This window comes from Porifericola rhodea, from assembly GCF_030506305.1.
Lineage (GTDB): Bacteria > Bacteroidota > Bacteroidia > Cytophagales > Cyclobacteriaceae > Catalinimonas > Catalinimonas rhodea.
Genome location: NZ_CP119421.1, coordinates 3,023,974 through 3,039,944, shown reverse-complemented (window position 1 = coordinate 3,039,944; position 15,971 = coordinate 3,023,974). Strand labels below are relative to the sequence as shown.

General features: G+C 36.7%; 12 protein-coding genes. All 12 read right to left on the bottom strand.

Annotated features, from left to right (window positions below; all coding sequences use genetic code 11):
- Positions 1-193: 193 nt before the first annotated feature.
- Positions 194-970: a sulfotransferase family 2 domain-containing protein gene (locus tag PZB74_RS12415; protein ID WP_302236433.1), complete on the bottom strand. Its 777-nt coding sequence runs from the start codon at positions 968-970 to the stop codon at positions 194-196.
- Positions 971-985: 15 nt separating this feature from the next.
- A complete protein-coding gene (locus tag PZB74_RS12410; protein WP_302236431.1) occupies positions 986-1,825 on the bottom strand; it encodes a glycosyltransferase family 2 protein in 840 nt (279 codons plus the stop codon).
- 60 nt (positions 1,826-1,885) lie between these two features.
- Entirely contained in the window at positions 1,886-2,653 is a 768-nt protein-coding gene (locus tag PZB74_RS12405) for a hypothetical protein (RefSeq protein ID WP_302236429.1), read from the bottom strand.
- A 759-nt stretch (positions 2,654-3,412) separates the two neighbouring features.
- Positions 3,413-4,036, bottom strand: a complete 624-nt coding sequence (locus PZB74_RS12400) for a matrixin family metalloprotease (RefSeq protein ID WP_302236426.1) — start codon at positions 4,034-4,036, stop codon at positions 3,413-3,415.
- Between the two features lie 38 nt (positions 4,037-4,074).
- Positions 4,075-5,673 (bottom strand): vitamin K epoxide reductase family protein, encoded by a 1,599-nt coding sequence (locus tag PZB74_RS12395; RefSeq protein ID WP_302236424.1) that lies wholly within the window; start codon positions 5,671-5,673, stop codon positions 4,075-4,077.
- A 92-nt stretch (positions 5,674-5,765) separates the two neighbouring features.
- Entirely contained in the window at positions 5,766-6,002 is a 237-nt protein-coding gene (locus tag PZB74_RS12390; RefSeq protein WP_302236422.1) for a hypothetical protein, read from the bottom strand.
- A gap of 263 nt (positions 6,003-6,265) precedes the next feature.
- Positions 6,266-6,979 (bottom strand): M48 family metallopeptidase, encoded by a 714-nt coding sequence (locus PZB74_RS12385; protein WP_302236420.1) that lies wholly within the window; start codon positions 6,977-6,979, stop codon positions 6,266-6,268.
- Positions 6,972-10,211 (bottom strand): type I restriction endonuclease subunit R, encoded by a 3,240-nt coding sequence (locus tag PZB74_RS12380; RefSeq protein ID WP_302236418.1) that lies wholly within the window; start codon positions 10,209-10,211, stop codon positions 6,972-6,974. The genes PZB74_RS12385 and PZB74_RS12380 overlap by 8 nt, the downstream gene beginning before the upstream one ends.
- A 4-nt stretch (positions 10,212-10,215) precedes the next feature.
- Complete coding sequence (locus PZB74_RS12375) at positions 10,216-11,679, bottom strand: RNA-binding domain-containing protein (RefSeq protein ID WP_302236415.1); 1,464 nt, start codon at positions 11,677-11,679, stop codon at positions 10,216-10,218.
- Between the two features lie 51 nt (positions 11,680-11,730).
- Positions 11,731-14,037 carry a hypothetical protein gene (locus PZB74_RS12370; RefSeq protein ID WP_302236412.1) on the bottom strand — a complete coding sequence of 769 codons (2,307 nt, stop codon included), beginning with the start codon at positions 14,035-14,037 and terminating at the stop codon, positions 11,731-11,733.
- A gap of 52 nt (positions 14,038-14,089) precedes the next feature.
- Complete coding sequence (locus PZB74_RS12365) at positions 14,090-14,644, bottom strand: SLATT domain-containing protein (RefSeq protein ID WP_302236410.1); 555 nt, start codon at positions 14,642-14,644, stop codon at positions 14,090-14,092.
- Positions 14,645-14,658: 14 nt separating this feature from the next.
- Positions 14,659-15,960 (bottom strand): nucleotide-binding domain-containing protein, encoded by a 1,302-nt coding sequence (locus PZB74_RS12360; protein ID WP_302236407.1) that lies wholly within the window; start codon positions 15,958-15,960, stop codon positions 14,659-14,661.
- Between the last annotated feature and the right edge of the window lie 11 nt (positions 15,961-15,971).

Genomic DNA, 15,971 nt, shown 5'->3' with positions numbered 1-15,971 from the left:
TTTTATCAAGTTCGGCATTTCCGACGCAATATTATTGCACCCTATATTTTTTTTAGTTGTTTTGGGTGATACATGATTCATACTACTTATTTCGTCTTTAGATTACGGTTGATGTCATGTTGATTTGCAATTTCAATAGCTTGTTTTTTTCACCTTTAGGGTAAATTGTAAATGCTCAAAAATTTCAATGAATTTATTCTTTCCGTAGAAATGCCTGGTCCTCTGCGTATTTCTCAAGCAGAGAAAGATGTATCTTCCCACCAGTAAGAACAAAGGACTCTCGGCTGGGGTAAGTTCCCGTTTGCTCTAGATTCTCCCTTATTTCATGTGCTCCGATAGATGACGCATTTGGAACCTCGATTGCATGTCCTCTACTTGCGTTTACCGGTCGCTTGAAGTACAAATCGGCAACATCAGACGAGAGTATGTCTTGCATAAATTCATATAAAACCTCAATAGGTACAGCATCAGAATATACAGATGGGTATAGATGAGATCGTTGTGTCCAGGTGTGAGGATCTTTTGCCGCAGGGAGATAGCGAAGTGCAAACGCCTCAAACGTCGCCTTTCTAGCGTTTTCCCCCACTACCCTTTCGTAGTCGCAGTAAATATCAACAGCATTCTTTCCCTGGACAAATTTGTCTCTGTACAGTGAAACCACGCGATCAATGGGATCTCTATGAATAAATATCGTTCGGTTAGCGCTCTTGAAGTCACGGTGGAAGTCGGCACGATAAAGGTTTAGGAGAAGATAGATATCCTTTTTACCTTTAGAATCTAAAATGCCCGCTTTTTCAAGCAAATATCGCTTGAAAGAGGTGCATGCATTCTTGCGAATGTACGCATATACAACCCTATAACCCTCAAACTCAAACATTAAGTGGAGTTGGCCCCTAAACGGGTAGAACCAATACCGGGCAGTGCTATGGAACTCTCGGTTATCAAAATTGCCGTGGTGAGCTTGGATCATAGTATTATGAATGATTTAGGTATGTGAATCATAACAGTAGTTCTTCCATAAAAGAGGTCTCCAACCCATTTCACTAATTAAATACTTTACGATGCCCCCCCTCTCCTCATTAAACCCTCTTTTTTTCCAGGAGGCATGTTTGTCAAAACTGTAAGCGGGTTTTAGATTTCCACTGTTTTCTCTAGATGTCTGTTTAGGTACGATTGTTGGAATATTGTTACGTATTTTACAGCTGGCCGAAAGGTGCATGTCCTCACCATTTTGAAATGTATGAGGCCAGATGCTCCAAAAATGTTGCTCCCATTCCGTTTTAAAAAAGAAACTACTACATCCATAATCTACAATTGTATCCTCTTCACAAATATTTATACCATTTGCTAACTTACCGTCGCCTATAAAATACTGTTCAAGATAGTTTTGGCCTTTGACTACTCCTGGAAAAAAATCATTAGGAGGAATAATTCTACCACTTCTACAGACAATAGCATTCTTTGCCTCACATGTTTTTATACAGTTTTCTATCCAAAATTTGGCTGGAATGATATCATCATCCAGAATCCAGGTATATTTTGTCTCAGCGTGTTTGGCTAAAGTATGTCGGCCAAAGTATTTTAGATTTACTGAAGACTTAATCCATTCAATGAAGGGGTATTTCTTTAGACAATTGGCTAAATTCACATAACTACCGCATTGATAAATCCAGATATGAGAAGGTAATACAGATTGATGAAGTAAAGCGTTAATTTGCTCTTTTACATTATTTCGTTTCCATACAGTCAATATTACTGTAACATCAGTATTCTGATCTAATTTACAACATTTACTTTTTATGAAATACTCTGGTATTAAGTCCATAAAATCAAATATAACGAGAGCGATAACTTCAATGGAAAATGAACAAAACTGTTTTCTAGTTTACCACACTTTAAAGAGATAATCATTCATCTTGACATTGATTTTAACCTCCTGAATGACATATTCTTCAAATAATATCCCTTTATCATATGAAGAGTTTTTATAAGGTATCATTAATCCATCTACTTCTTGGTAATCTGTATATAATTTATGCTTTGTTGTGAATGGTGAAGTTATCGCTGTGGCGTGTATTAAATTAGTCGTAGTATCAATATATACTATAAAATCACCATTGGAATATGGGTTTTCTTCATCTGAGAGAATGAACATATGACATGGCTTACCATATGCATCTACAAGACCATTGTACTTGATTTTTTTCTCTTCGTAAGCCTTTAACAATCTTAATGTTGGTCCTAGTCTATGAAGTGAACGAGTAATTAATATTGCCTTACGTACTTCTTCAGGATATATTCGTTCTTCCATATGGCTATAGATAAAACGTTTAGCTTCTTTGTTAGTGAAGATATGAGTACTGCTAAGCGTACCATCATCTTCATAGAATTCTGTGCGGTCAAAATTTGGATTTTTATGGTAGGTTTTTTTATACCCAGATGATATATCACCTAAAGATCGCTCATCAGGTGAGCGATGTATCGGTGCAAAAAACCTTGATTGTTGTAGATAATATGTTTTGAGGCTTTTCCATTTATCTATACTACCCACCTTATCAAAATGAAGTTTGACTATAGAATCTAATTCCGATCTCTGTGCTTGGGCCAAGGAAAAAGTAAAAACGAATAGTAGAGAGAAAATAATTTTAAACATGCTGGATTTATTAAAGAAATGTGATCAGGTTATTTTAATCTGATCACATTTTACTAAATTTAACACCCTAAAACTCTATCACATTCAGCTTCTTGGTTACTAATACACTCTTGTACATTACAAGTTGCTCCACCATCACAACTGATTGAACATGCTTGAGGGGCTGAATCATAACAGGTTTGACAGTTGTCTCCGTACCCTCCAGTAATTTTTCTCATCTCATCCCGAGACAATGTTTCCAAAAAATTCATGAATTTCTTTTTCATGATTATAAGATTTAAATTGTATCCCTACTCTATCTTAGGCTTTTCAGGTACCGCCTGGATTGCGCAACTTTATCTTTTATCTAAGTTAAATTTTCCTTATAGATACTCCTTATACTCTGTAAGAAACATAGGAAGCAATCTTGTTGTCTTGATAATAGTTTCATGTTCCTTGAGCACAATAATTTTCGCACCAGGTATCGGAACCAGACTGGCAGTTACTCATACAACTACTATACTGAGAGCCAAACAAATGCTGGCAATCGTACCAGCAACTGGTTGTAATATTTCCTCCACACTCTATTACACATGTTTCATAATCACTATACCCCCCAGTAATTGTCCGCATTTCATTCCGAGAGAGCTTTTCTAAAAATTCATAAACTTCTTTTTCATAGCTTTGTAAATTTAGTTGTGCTCCTACTCTGTTTGAGGCTTTTCGGGTAACGCCTTTAATCAAATAATCTTGCTAAATTCTTATGTCTTTAATAAAGATTTATTGATGAGTTTTCACAAATTCAGCGTCAATCTCATGCATACAACTTTGACAAAGTTTATTTTCAGATTGGAGAAAGTTATTTCCAAATGTTAACAGACACTTTTCATTACTACAATGCGGCAAACCTAATAAATGCCCTAACTCATGATTTGCAACTTTGCTGAACATGAACTCGAAAGTGTGCTCTTTTTCATTTTTCACTTCCGCCAGAACTTTATAAGAGGATAGTGTAGCACTACTCCCGCCTAAGTCTATAGCATATCCCCTGATTGGCATAACCATTCTATTTCCGATTATTAAACACCAGTCTGTTACGCCGATAAATTTCACATTAGTTGTATCAAATTGATCAATGATATACTGATTGATAGGATTGGCATCCAGAATGGTATCAAACTTTGTAATGAATTCATTCTTTATTTCTATCGGTTTTTCTATATAAGCTTCAACCTTGTAAAATTCCTCTATAGCAGACTTCACAATTTCAAGATGCATCTGTTTTACTTCTCCTACGGGTATTATACTAACTCTATATTCTTGAGCATAAATCAAATGAAAACCAATAATCAACATACAAGTAAATACTACCTTATGAAATATTTTACCTTTTAGCTTTGCCATATTTTCGGAGTCCATTTATGTAAATGATAATAATGGGGTTAATCCATCAAATAATCTAAATCTTCAATCGTATATTCCTTAGGCAGTTCGTAGCCGTTGTAAAGCATAGTCGGGGTAGCCGATATTTTTCTTTCACGGCACCACGCGATATGCTGCTTTAATATTTGTTTTATCTCAATATGCCCTGTTTTGTCAGAAGCATACTGTTCCAGCCATTTTTTATAATCAGCTTTCTCGTACCTATAGTAGGAAGCTATCGCCTCTTTGACTATCTCAATGTCCTTTGTTTGATATAGCTTAAGCATAGCTTTGGCTATTTGATAAGCTGGACTGTTTTCGTCTTCGGAGGTCAGGAATATTTCCTGCAGGTTTATGTTTTCTTTAGTTTTCAAAAGCTCAAACAGCCGGTGATGCATCTTAACACAGGGCCCACAAGTAGGATTGCTAATGATGGTGATTTTGTGCTTACTTTCAGGATTACCTAACTGTATAGCGTTTATTTCCGAAGTATCCATCGCCGGATTTTGACTGAGCAGTAGTTGAAAAACTTCAGGCTTATACTTTATTTTTTTGAGCCGCTGGATTTGTGTTTGATTGCTTTTTATTTCAGTAAGTATTGGTTTTAGCAAACTATATGTAGAGACGACTATTGCAGAAACCAATAGCAGGGAAGCAATACCCGCCAAGCTGAGCGCGGTGAAAGAATACGTATTGAAATAAAGTATAGCAAGGATCAATTCCAACAAAATTACTCCTTGCACTGCCAAGCACAAACGGCACCACTGCCGGGCTACTTTCCATTGATAATAAACAGAATAAAAAGTATAAGGTGCTGCCAATACCGCCAATCCAGCTATTAAAACAAGTAAATGGGATGGAAACAATAGCACGTACAGGAACAGGCTGGTAAAATAGACAAAACCGATTTCACTCCAGGCAAAAAGCTCCAGCAAGTGCGCTGTCGGGGAATCCAGTACTCTGGCGCAATTGGATTTGCCACCCGCTTTACCGGAATGGCAGAGTTTTTTGACAAAAGGATTGTTTTTGTCCAGCAGACGGATGATCAAAGGAATGGTAGCAGCAATCCCTAATGTTTTGGTCAATAGAAATAGATAATCAAAAGTAGATAGGAGATTATCAGTATAAGATATGATATATACCATCAGCAGGGCCAGACTAAACATCAGGAGGGGCAAAACTGCTTTATTAAGCAATGCTTTTATTTTGTTGAGAGCATAACCCCTTTCTTCACCCTTCGTTTCTTCATCCACTAATACGGCTATGCCGCTCCACGATTTTAGAAAATCGGTTTTGGATTGAGATCGCTGTTTTCCTTTGCGGTCTACAAAAGTAACCTGCTCTTCATCAAGCTGAGCAATTACCCTATAAGTCCCTCCTTCATCCCGGGTATGCACCAGCAAAGGTTTGGGAAATTTGTTTTGCAACTGCTCATAAGTGGCTCTAATCGCTAAATTGTCTATCTGAAGCTGGTTGAGAGTATGATTGATAGAAAGTAAGCTAGGATAATCGGGATGCTGCTTTAGACTATTGATAGAATAATCAGTAAATTTTGCTTGCAAACTTTTCAGCAGTACTTCTACTGCTTCGGATGGGTTGTTTTTTAGAGAGACATCCATTGTAAAGTAGTTAGGTTATAAATTTTCTCTTAAAACCTCCCCTCTGCCTTTATAAATGCAATTAAACATACCTTGATGAAATGAGATTGCACTCAATTATTTTTTCTAAATTTTATTTCCAACTTCATATTATCTGAGTATATGTAACTTTGCGAATATCTACAATACTGGATGCTAGCGCCCATATCTTTCATAACTAATAAATATTCATGTAACATTCTTTTAGAAATACCAATTTTTGAAGCCAGCTCTTGAGGTGTTCCTTTAGCCTTTTTAGAAATAAGCTCATCTAACCTTTGTATCCTTTCAAAATATACTGCTACTGACATTAGTAATGATGATTAGGTTGTTAATTAACTATTTGAGAAATCACCAATTTGTGCAAGTGGACGATAGAAAAGCTAAGTTGAATCACTGTAAAAAATTGCAAAAAACAATATAAAGTATTAACACTCAACAAACTTATGATTATTTACTAATTTTAATAAAAATTAGTAAATTATTTTTATTAAAAAAAAGCATTAATGAGTGATTTTTTGATAAATTTATTTTTACAGTGAAAAACTACCGACCTCACGCTACCTATTACAAACTAAGAATTGAGGATAAATTCCAACCTTTCCTTCCACTTTTTCCAATCAGGCATCATTTTCTCCTGTAGGGCATAAAAGACTTTGGTGTGGTTGTGGTGTACGAGATGACAAAGCTCATGAATGATGACATATTCAATACTTCCTTTTGGAGCTTTTATGAGCTCAGGATTTAGTATCACTTTCCCATGTGGGGTACAGCTCCCCCACCGAGTAGGCATGTTTTTGATGTGTAGCTCTGGTTCATTAATCTGATAATGGTGAAAAAGGGGAAGCACATTTATTAATGTTTCCTGGAAAATATGTTTTGCTTTTTGTCTATACCACTGATTCAAAAGGCTTTCAACTGTATAATTGTCTTTTTTAAATACTACTAAACGGCCTCCATATAGCTTTACTTCGTTATTATTTGAGGGCTCAACTTTCAACTTGTATCGCCTTCCTAAGTAAAGATGGGTTTCACCATTGACATACTGCCTGGGAGGAGTAAGTGGGTGATATGACAAAAATTCATTTTGCTGCTTTATGATCCAGGGAGCTTTTTCCTTTAGCTTTTTCAGCAGTTGATCGTCGGATGTATTTTTGGGAGCAGTTACCCTAACTTTACAATCTGGGTAGACTTTGATACCCAGCGTTTTTCTATCTTGATAATACAACTCATAATTAATTTCTCTAGAGCCAAATGGAAATACTCTCTCAATCTTGATATCAGACATACTTTAGCTTAGCTACTTTAATTCCTTCTTCTACTAACTGGTCGATTAAGTCAAGGGGTAAGTCTAAATCTCGTTGAGCTTTTTGATCAAATAAATAATCATCAATCTCTATTCTGATCCTACCTTCCACATCAGATTTGTTGACCCAGTCAATAATGGGTTTACCATTCTCAAATACTATAGCTTTAATAATCTCCTCTATTCCTTCTGCCATAATTGCAGCAATGTTAGCACTTCCATTCTCCTCCTTTACATGATCCTTAAATATTTCATTAATGAGGTTGTAAATAGCAATACCTACCTCTTTACCTTCTAGGTTTTCAGGCAAATCATTTTGTCTCCCACTATGAAATTGATCCTCTATATCCTTAGCCTTTTTAAGATATTCTACTTCAGATATCCTGTGTTGGTGATAATCCTCTATGGTATCTCTGATAAGTCGTGACAGCTTTTTATAGTAAACAGGGTCTTCATCCATCTTGACATTGATTGCCTTTATAGTCCGGCTGGCTATATGATCTGCTTTTGCAGCCTTACTGCTTATCTTCTCGACTTCCTGTTCTCTTTGCTCTTTATCAAAAATATTTACCAGCTCTGTAATTCGCAGCACCTCTCCTTCTGTGGTAATATGCTTGTCAATCAGCTTTTGTACCTGTGGTTCGTATTCTCTGTACTCTACATCATCAAAATACCTTCGTTTTACAGATATCCTTAACCCAAGAAAGAACTTAGCATCTTGCCTATACTTATTGATTTGTTTTTCAGGGATCTTACTTATAAACTCAAAGCTAGATAGTGCCAATTTTAACAATCTGGCAAAGGCTGATACTTTTTCATAAAAAGTATGTCGTATGGCTTCATCTCGTAATAATTCCTCATAAGCTTCTTCGTCATACTTATTTTTGATCTCTTTAAATATATCCCAGACTTCAGAATGTACCTGCGGTAACTTCTTGATTTCTTCATTAATATTAGATAAAGTATCTTCCAGATCGGCAGCATCAAATTGGTCGCTACCGGAATAGGTTTCTAAAGCAGTATCAAGATTTTCAAGATTACCATAGTAATCTATGATTAACCCATACTCTTTTCCTGGTGCTAATCTATTTACTCTGGCAATGGCCTGAAGTAGGGTGTGTTCTTTTAACTGGCGAGTAAGATATAGGACATAGTTATTTGGAGCATCAAATCCAGTGAGCAGTTTATCTACTACAATGATGATTTCTGGGTGGTCTTGCTTTTTGAAAGAGCTAATCAATGACTTTTCATAGTTCTCAGCATTACCATATTTGTCTATCATGGCTTTCCAAAACTTCAAGATCAGATCATCACTTTCTTCAAAAGCATCCTCATGATTTTCTCTTACATCTGGTGGTGAGATAAGCACCTCGCTGCTTATTCTGCCTATCTCCTTCAGATACTCCCTGTATCTTATTGCAGTAGTTTTATTTGGGGCTACCAACTGTCCCTTAGCTTTCAAGCTTCCGAAATAAATATCCTGTACATTTTGTTCATAGTGGTCTGAAATATCCCAGGCTCTGGCATAAATGATTTGATCTGCTTTGTTGAGTTGATTGGTAGAACTAAACTTTCGCTTCAAAGCCGCTTTCCCATAAGAGGTAAGTGGTTCGGAGATACGGTCAAAGTAATTGTCTAGTGGCTTTTCATTAACTTCTATCAGATTGTGTCTTCCTTCATAAAGTAAGGGAACAACTGCACCATCTTCTACTGCATCTGTAATAGAATAAACATCAATCAATCCTCCAAACTTATTAGCAGTGCTTTTCTCCTTCTTCATCAATGGAGTACCTGTAAACGCTATAAAGCATCCATTAGGAAAGACTTTCTGCATCTTGATATTGAAGGTCCCATATTGGCTTCTGTGTCCTTCATCTACTAAAACAAAGATGTCGGGGGAGTCAAAACCCTCTTTTGCCTGATTGACTGCTGCTTCAAACTTATGGATTAATGTGGTAATAACTGTATCACCTTTACTGGATAGTAATTCCACTAGGTGTTTTCCAGTTTGAGCGTTTTCTACCGGAATCTGGCATTTCTTGAATATTTCCGTAATCTGATCATCCAAATCAATTCGATCAGTTACCAATACAATCTTTGGGTTCTTAATATCAGGATGAGTTGCTATGAGTTGAGCCAGCATAACCATTGTTAATGATTTTCCGCTCCCCTGTGTATGCCAGATCACTCCTCCCCTTCTCATACCCCTACTGTTTTTCTTTGCTATTTTTTTCAGCGTATTATGTACGGCAAAGTATTGCTGATACCGGGTTATCTTTTTTGCTCCATCGTCAAACAGGATAAAATTAAAGAAGAGGTCAAAGAGTCGTCTTGGTTTACAAAAGCTAAATAGCAATTTATCCTGCTCTGTGACTGACTGGGTTGCTTTCTCAAGTTTACTAAAGTAAGCCCAAACATTCTTGTACTTTTCCTGAAAGAGTACGGTCCTTTCATTGGTGGGTAATGGTTGGTTTTTTATGGCTTGAAGTTCATCCAACCATGCAACCTCTTCCAACTTAGTTTTGAACAACTCTTTCCAGAAGCTCCAAAACTCCTTAGAAGTAGCTGTAGTGGCATACTTGGCTTGGTTGGTTGCTATTCCAACTACTATATTGGAGTATTGATAAAGTGAGCGTATACCATCTTCCTGTTGATTTCTTAAGTGTTGCTCAATGGCCTTATCTATAGGATCTTTGATCTTCGGACTTTTACACTCAATGATCACCATAGGAATACCATTGATAAATAGTACAATATCAGGTCGGTAATGCTCATTGCTTCCAGACCTTAACACGCTGAATTCTTCCGTCACATGAAAGACATTGTTTTCTGGATATTTCCAGTCAACATATTGAAATGAAAAGCTCTTTTTATCTCCCAGCACAGACTGCTCAAAGCTCCTGCCCAAAGTAATCAATTCGTAAAAAGCTTTATTAGCAGCCATGAAACCATCCTGTAGTGGCAGATCTCGTATGGAAAGAATGGCACTATTTACATTAGACTCTGAGAACGGAAATTCTTTTCCTTTATATTCTATCTTGTTGATGGCTTGCAGCTGATCCTTCAGAATACCTTCCAGCAATACATTAGAAGTTCTCCCTCCCCTAGCCTCTAAAGCCTGTTCTGGTGAGAGATATTTCCACCCCATATTCATGAGCAGCTTCAGTGCGGGAAGCTGCGAAATATGGTCTTCCATGAATGAGGGTACTTCCATTGTCTTATTCTTTATCTGTTATGAGTTCCCAATATCCCGCCCTTTCTCCTTCTTTGCGGGTTATAAGGTCTTGCTCTTTTAATTTTTGAATGTTTTTTTCAATTGCCCTTTCAGTAATGTCTATGCTTTTTGCCATTTCAGGAATGGTCACATATCGATTATGGTAAACCATTTCCAAAATCCTTAGGGAACTCTTGCCAATTTTTGAGGGTGCTTTATTGATAAGTTGTTCTTTTAGTATGCTCCAATTTTCATGAGCATCTTTCCCCGAACTTTTCCCCGAACTTTTCCCCGAACTTTTTTCGGGTCGCTGCAAAACGACTGTAAACATGCCTTCTGTTTTAAACAAAGGCTCAGGAAGTTTAGCAGCCTTCATCTGGTCTTTTATCCTGCCTATCCCTGAGCCAACTTGCTCCACCATACGGATGCGTACAAACAGTCCAAATATCAAGGGGTTTCTGCTGTGGCTTTTGGTTCCAAAATCAGCGAGAGAGATAGCACTGGTTAAGCCTCCCGGATTACTTACCTCAACACGGTCATCAAAGAGTTCAACAGTTGTTTTAGCACCTTTGTCATAATAGTCACGGTGGGAAAGTGCATTGATAATAGTTTCTTTCAAAGCGGTTTCAGGAATTTCCCAAACCTCCTTCCTGGGGCCACTTCCTTCAATTTCATAGCGGATGTCCAGTTTGCTTTTCAACCACTGCATGGCCTTTTCATACTGTTTTATCAGAGGCCCACCAAAAACTTTGTCATCAATGATTTGGGTTTTGTTGATACCTTCAAAAGCAATACAGCGAATAACAGCTGTTTCTATAAACTGCTCCGGGGATGAGCCAAAGAACAATACCCCACCATTTTTCATATTATCATCAGCTAAAACAAGCTTCAGGTTTTGAATAATTTGCTCCTGAGTGATCGTTTTAGATAAACCGCTTTGCAAGCGAAACTCCTCAAACCACTTTTGATCTATCCCTTCGGAGGGTTTAAAATCTTGACATGGTGCTTCGTCAAAATAAATGCGATCGGATTGCTGGAAAAAATCCCGCATTTGCTCCACCGTGGTAAGCTTTTGGGTATTTGGCCCCTGGCGTACGTAAATGGCCCCAGATAAGACGTAGGGTTTTTGAGAGCCACTATTCACTTCAATCACCCAAACCGTTTTACCATCTACTTCCACCGGATACAGGGTGGTAGGGATATGCGGATTAATTTCGTTTAAGGAATTTTGAATAGCCGATCTTTTCCCATTATCTATTTCAGATCCGTAAATTTCATTATCATCATTCACCCCGATCAATAAAATGCCACCAGCAGCATTGGCAAAGGCACAAATTTCCTCACTGAGCTCTTTGAGCTTATTAGGCACACGGACTTTAAACTCCGCATTGTAGCCTTCTCCTGATTGGATAATGCTTTCGATAGCAGCAGGTGTAAGACGGTTATTCATTTGATCTACTTTTGCCAAGGATGAGATTGTCCATTTTACTTTTTAGTCAATTATTTAAACACACCCAGACTATTCTAATTCCTTAAGTTTATTTCTGAGACCTTCAGAGACTTTATGGTTTTCCCTTCTTGCTTTTATATTAATCTCATTCCAATACCTGTTTCGTATTAGATATAGAAAAATTAAAATAACAGCAGCCATGAATACACCAGCTACTTTATAGCGATTTGCTTGATCAGTAATCGGGTTTTGTTCTGATGGAAGCACAAAGAATAATGCAGCAAAAGCACAGGGAATTACCCAAAATAAATGCCACCAAATCTTTCTTTGCCACTTTCTCACATTAACATCCTTTTCATTTTCGATTTGGCCTTCGATTTCATCACGTAATTTCTTTTTTAGAGCTTCTGCTTTCTCTTTTTCCTTTTGGGCTTTTGCATTTGCTTCTCCTGCCTCAAAATTGATTTTCTCCTGACTGCTTACTCCGTTTACTGTTTTTTCCAAGCTCCTCATCCTCTTATTTACCTTCTTAAGTGCCTTTTCATACTGCTTGACATCAGATTCTAAGATTGATTTTTTAGTTTCTAATTTTTGGTTTTCCTCTGCCCTCGTATTCGCAGTTTCTGTTGAAAATGCCAGTTCTTTCCGGGTGTTCTCCAATTGTTCTTGAAAGAGTTTAAATTCCCTATTGAGTTCGGATTCAATAAACTCTTTTTGATTGAAGTCTTCATTCTGAGACTCCTTATGATACTTTTCAAGGAAAATATCTTGAGAGATGATATTATAAACTACTTTTTCATCGTCAATGCCTTGTGATTTGAGGTAGTTGACAATTTTCAGAACATCTCTTGATTTGGAAGAATCCTTATGAAATCCTTTGGAAGTCACTGCCTTGATGAAAGCTTTCTTATAATCTTTGGTCTGGATCGGTAAAACCCTTACCAGTTTATTGAGAAGAAAAGAAGGTTTGAAAAAGACGGGAAAACTATTAACATCATAGTCTTCCTTTGTTTTGGACTTGTCAAATTGGATTAGCAGGTCATCTAGGGTTACGCCAAAGTATTTGATAGAATTCAGTGATACTTCTTCACCTTTTATCTCTTTGTGGCGGCTTTCCAATAGTAATTCACGAAGAGTTATATCGTGTAATGCCTGCTTATCGCTTTTTTCTATTGGATGAAAAGGTATTTTTTTTGAATCGCAAAATTCTTTTCGGATTTCATTTCTACGGTTAATGTATTCGTAGAATTCTTGAACCTTTGCATTGATGTAATCCTCACCGAGATGTTCGATTCTTTTAGCATTCCTTGCTATCTCAATAGTATTATATTTAAGAGTTGTTTGGGATAAGCCAATAGCTTCAGAAGGGTGAATAGTGCCTTCACGATTTTCCAAAAGCCTCTCGTAGAACTTTCTTGAAAAACCATCAAGGTTGTCAGTTTTTAGCATTGCTCTAATTGAACTATCGGTTATTTTATCATCTAAGAGATCGAAATCAGCTTTCTTTTTCCCAAGTTCTTTGTAGGTAATGTCTGAATAGCGCAGTTTGACCTTAATATACTCTTCATTTTCTCTCACTAACTGGATAAGTGCCTTACAAGCATCATTTTCTGGGTGGGAGTGCAGGTCTAATAGAGAGTATAAAACATTTGTGTCAAGGTAGAGTGTCCAATCAACGATTTCATGGTTGACAGTATCTTGGGCTATATCCGCCTGGAAACCAAGTGAAGAAAATGAGAGGGTCTTCTGAGCTAAATCATTTAAAAAATTGAGATCTTCCGTTGATGCAAAATCTGGGAATCTTTCAATTATTTGTTTGAATAGAACTTTAAGCTCTGAATTATCTATTTCCTTTATTATACTTGAAAGAACGCTTTCGTAGTAGCTGTTCCCATCACCATTTTTTATATGAGGATGCAAGGTTTTGATAGCGTCCTCTCCATATTCGTAAAAAGAGTTATACAGATATTCTAAAAAGGTGCCCCAAAGTAATTTTACATGATCGTCATCTAAATCATAGCCAAGATCATATTTGATAAAGTTCTTGAAATTCTGATATCGACTTTTCTCTTTGTCTCTTGCTTCTACATCTTGAGCATCAATTGTTTCCTTCTCTTCTGTTGATAACGAAAGCATTTTCTTCTTTTCAATGACTCGCCCTTCTTCTATAAGGTAATTGACTACTTCATCCAGTTCAGGTTGGTATGGCTCAAAACCGAATTGCTCATTAATGTATTCTGCTAACTCCTTACGTTCACAGGAAGCGATCTCATTTAGAGTTCTAATGACTACAGAAATAAATGTATCTCTCCTGGTATCAGAAGCAGCAACCGACAAGGCGGAGAGTATTTTTATATGATTTTTTAAATCTTTCATAACTTATCACTCCAAACTTTAACCCTAAACTCACCCGTCAACATCTTCTGCATTAATCTTTTCTTAGACTCTCTGGTAAAAACTTATCTATTTCGGAATCCGAAAAAGTAAATTCTTCATTCTCCTTTAGTGCTTTTGAAGCGATTTGGTATGCCTTATTCATTGTTTTAGGAGCTCCTCTGTAAGTATTTATGAGCCTTTCATTCAATTCATCTCTAATTTGTTGGAGATGCCCTATTTCCTTATTGCCGATGCGAATATCTACTAACAATGAAAGTAAGCCTTCCCTGATTTCAAGTATATCTAAAGCCGCTTGTTTATGTTTTTCAGCAATAGCTAATAAGTTGAAGTCTTTTGAATAGAGTGTAAGAGCTAATAGGATGGTAGAACAAAGTGCCGCTATGAATTGAAATATTTTGCCGTCACCAAATACAACTATAAGTATTGTAGTAGTTGTAGCCGCTGATAGAAAAATTTCTGTGAGTTTTAGACAGTCACTTCTCTCTTTCAGAACATCGGCACATTTCTCATGAGTTTTATGCGTATAGACGACTCGGCCATACAGCTCTCTGATTTGAGACTCTAACAATATTTCACTCTCTGTCATAACTGTTCATTTAACTATTCTGAAATTGGTACGTCTATAGAATCCATTGCAACTACCATATTGTCTTTAATCACGTAGCATTCAACAAAGTGACTGCCTTTGAAATTTGTGGTTTCTTTTCTTTCGTAAGATCCCATGTCATCGATTATCTGGCCCCGAATGCAATCTCTCTTAATCGCTTGCTCTCCTCGATTGGTTACTTTCCATTTGACTGTATAGGGAGGTGGAATATCTATCTGATCAATGTAAAAGCGTAAAGATTTATTAGGCAATAGCTTAATTCTCTTAAACAGAAATTCTCGCAATAAACCATTTCTAAATCCATTTTGCTTTATCTCACAATCTATTCTTAAATCATACAATATATTAATAGGGTAGTAAGACTCAATGAACTCTTCAGTATTACTATAGTTTTCGTTAATGGAACGAGCCTCTGCATCCTCATTCTGATATTTAGGGAAATTATTTCCAAAGACATCTCTCCATTTGTTATGCTTCTTTTTATCAGAAGTGGCTTCAATGGCTTTTTCTGCCAGATCATACGCTTTTTTAGCTTTTCTTTTAAATGATTTCCTGACTTTTACCCTCTGTCTACTTCCTAATGCACCATATTCTTTTTGATCTTTGGGCTGTTCATATAAATACTTGAAGAAATCTCTACACATTAGGTCATAAGAAGAAAAACTCGTGCTATCATATTCATCGGTAGAATGTAAAAAGTTATAGGCAAGCGTATCAATTAAAAGCCCTCCCATACAAACACCATTCTTATTCTTCCAGGCTCTTGCCATTTTACATAACCTCCGAAGGTTTTTATTCTTTTGCTGCTCAGATTCAGTCATTGCATTCATTTCCTTTCTTGGTTTTGTTATTTTCCAAGAGCCGCTATTATATGTATCAGGGTATTTGTAATCCTGATCATCAATTTCAAATACTGGTTGTATATCAATATGTGAATCCGAAAACTTTACGGTAACAACACATCTATCTAAGTTTATGTCAGAGGAAGAATAGGTGTTAGCTATTGCATTTTTGGTGTCTTGCAATAATTTTGATTGCCCTCCACTTACGTTGTATTTTTGCCATTTACTACTGGGCATTATGTATAGCATATCTAAGTCTGAAATTCCTTTGATACCAGTGTACCTGCCGTAGGAGCCAACTTGTAAACTATTAGCCGTTTTAGAGTCAGTACCACGAAATTCTTCATTCAAAGCCTTAGTTATCCGGCCATATCTGTAGGAAATCGTACCTGCCTTTTCCTCTGGAATCTTTATGTTTGAGACTAATTGCTTAAAAGTGTCTGATATATTCATAAGTCATTTGC

Bases quoted from the DNA above. Each gene is read 5' to 3' on its own strand.
- PZB74_RS12415 (WP_302236433.1), bottom strand. From the start codon at position 970: ATGATCCAAGCTCACCACGGCAATTTTGATAACCGAGAGTTCCATAGC.
- PZB74_RS12410 (WP_302236431.1), bottom strand. From the start codon at position 1,825: ATGGACTTAATACCAGAGTATTTCATAAAAAGTAAATGTTGTAAATTA.
- PZB74_RS12405 (WP_302236429.1), bottom strand. From the start codon at position 2,653: ATGTTTAAAATTATTTTCTCTCTACTATTCGTTTTTACTTTTTCCTTG.
- PZB74_RS12400 (WP_302236426.1), bottom strand. From the start codon at position 4,036: ATGGCAAAGCTAAAAGGTAAAATATTTCATAAGGTAGTATTTACTTGT.
- PZB74_RS12395 (WP_302236424.1), bottom strand. From the start codon at position 5,673: ATGGATGTCTCTCTAAAAAACAACCCATCCGAAGCAGTAGAAGTACTG.
- PZB74_RS12390 (WP_302236422.1), bottom strand. From the start codon at position 6,002: ATGTCAGTAGCAGTATATTTTGAAAGGATACAAAGGTTAGATGAGCTT.
- PZB74_RS12385 (WP_302236420.1), bottom strand. From the start codon at position 6,979: ATGTCTGATATCAAGATTGAGAGAGTATTTCCATTTGGCTCTAGAGAA.
- PZB74_RS12380 (WP_302236418.1), bottom strand. From the start codon at position 10,211: ATGGAAGTACCCTCATTCATGGAAGACCATATTTCGCAGCTTCCCGCA.
- PZB74_RS12370 (WP_302236412.1), bottom strand. From the start codon at position 14,037: ATGAAAGATTTAAAAAATCATATAAAAATACTCTCCGCCTTGTCGGTT.
- PZB74_RS12365 (WP_302236410.1), bottom strand. From the start codon at position 14,644: ATGACAGAGAGTGAAATATTGTTAGAGTCTCAAATCAGAGAGCTGTAT.
- PZB74_RS12360 (WP_302236407.1), bottom strand. From the start codon at position 15,960: ATGAATATATCAGACACTTTTAAGCAATTAGTCTCAAACATAAAGATT.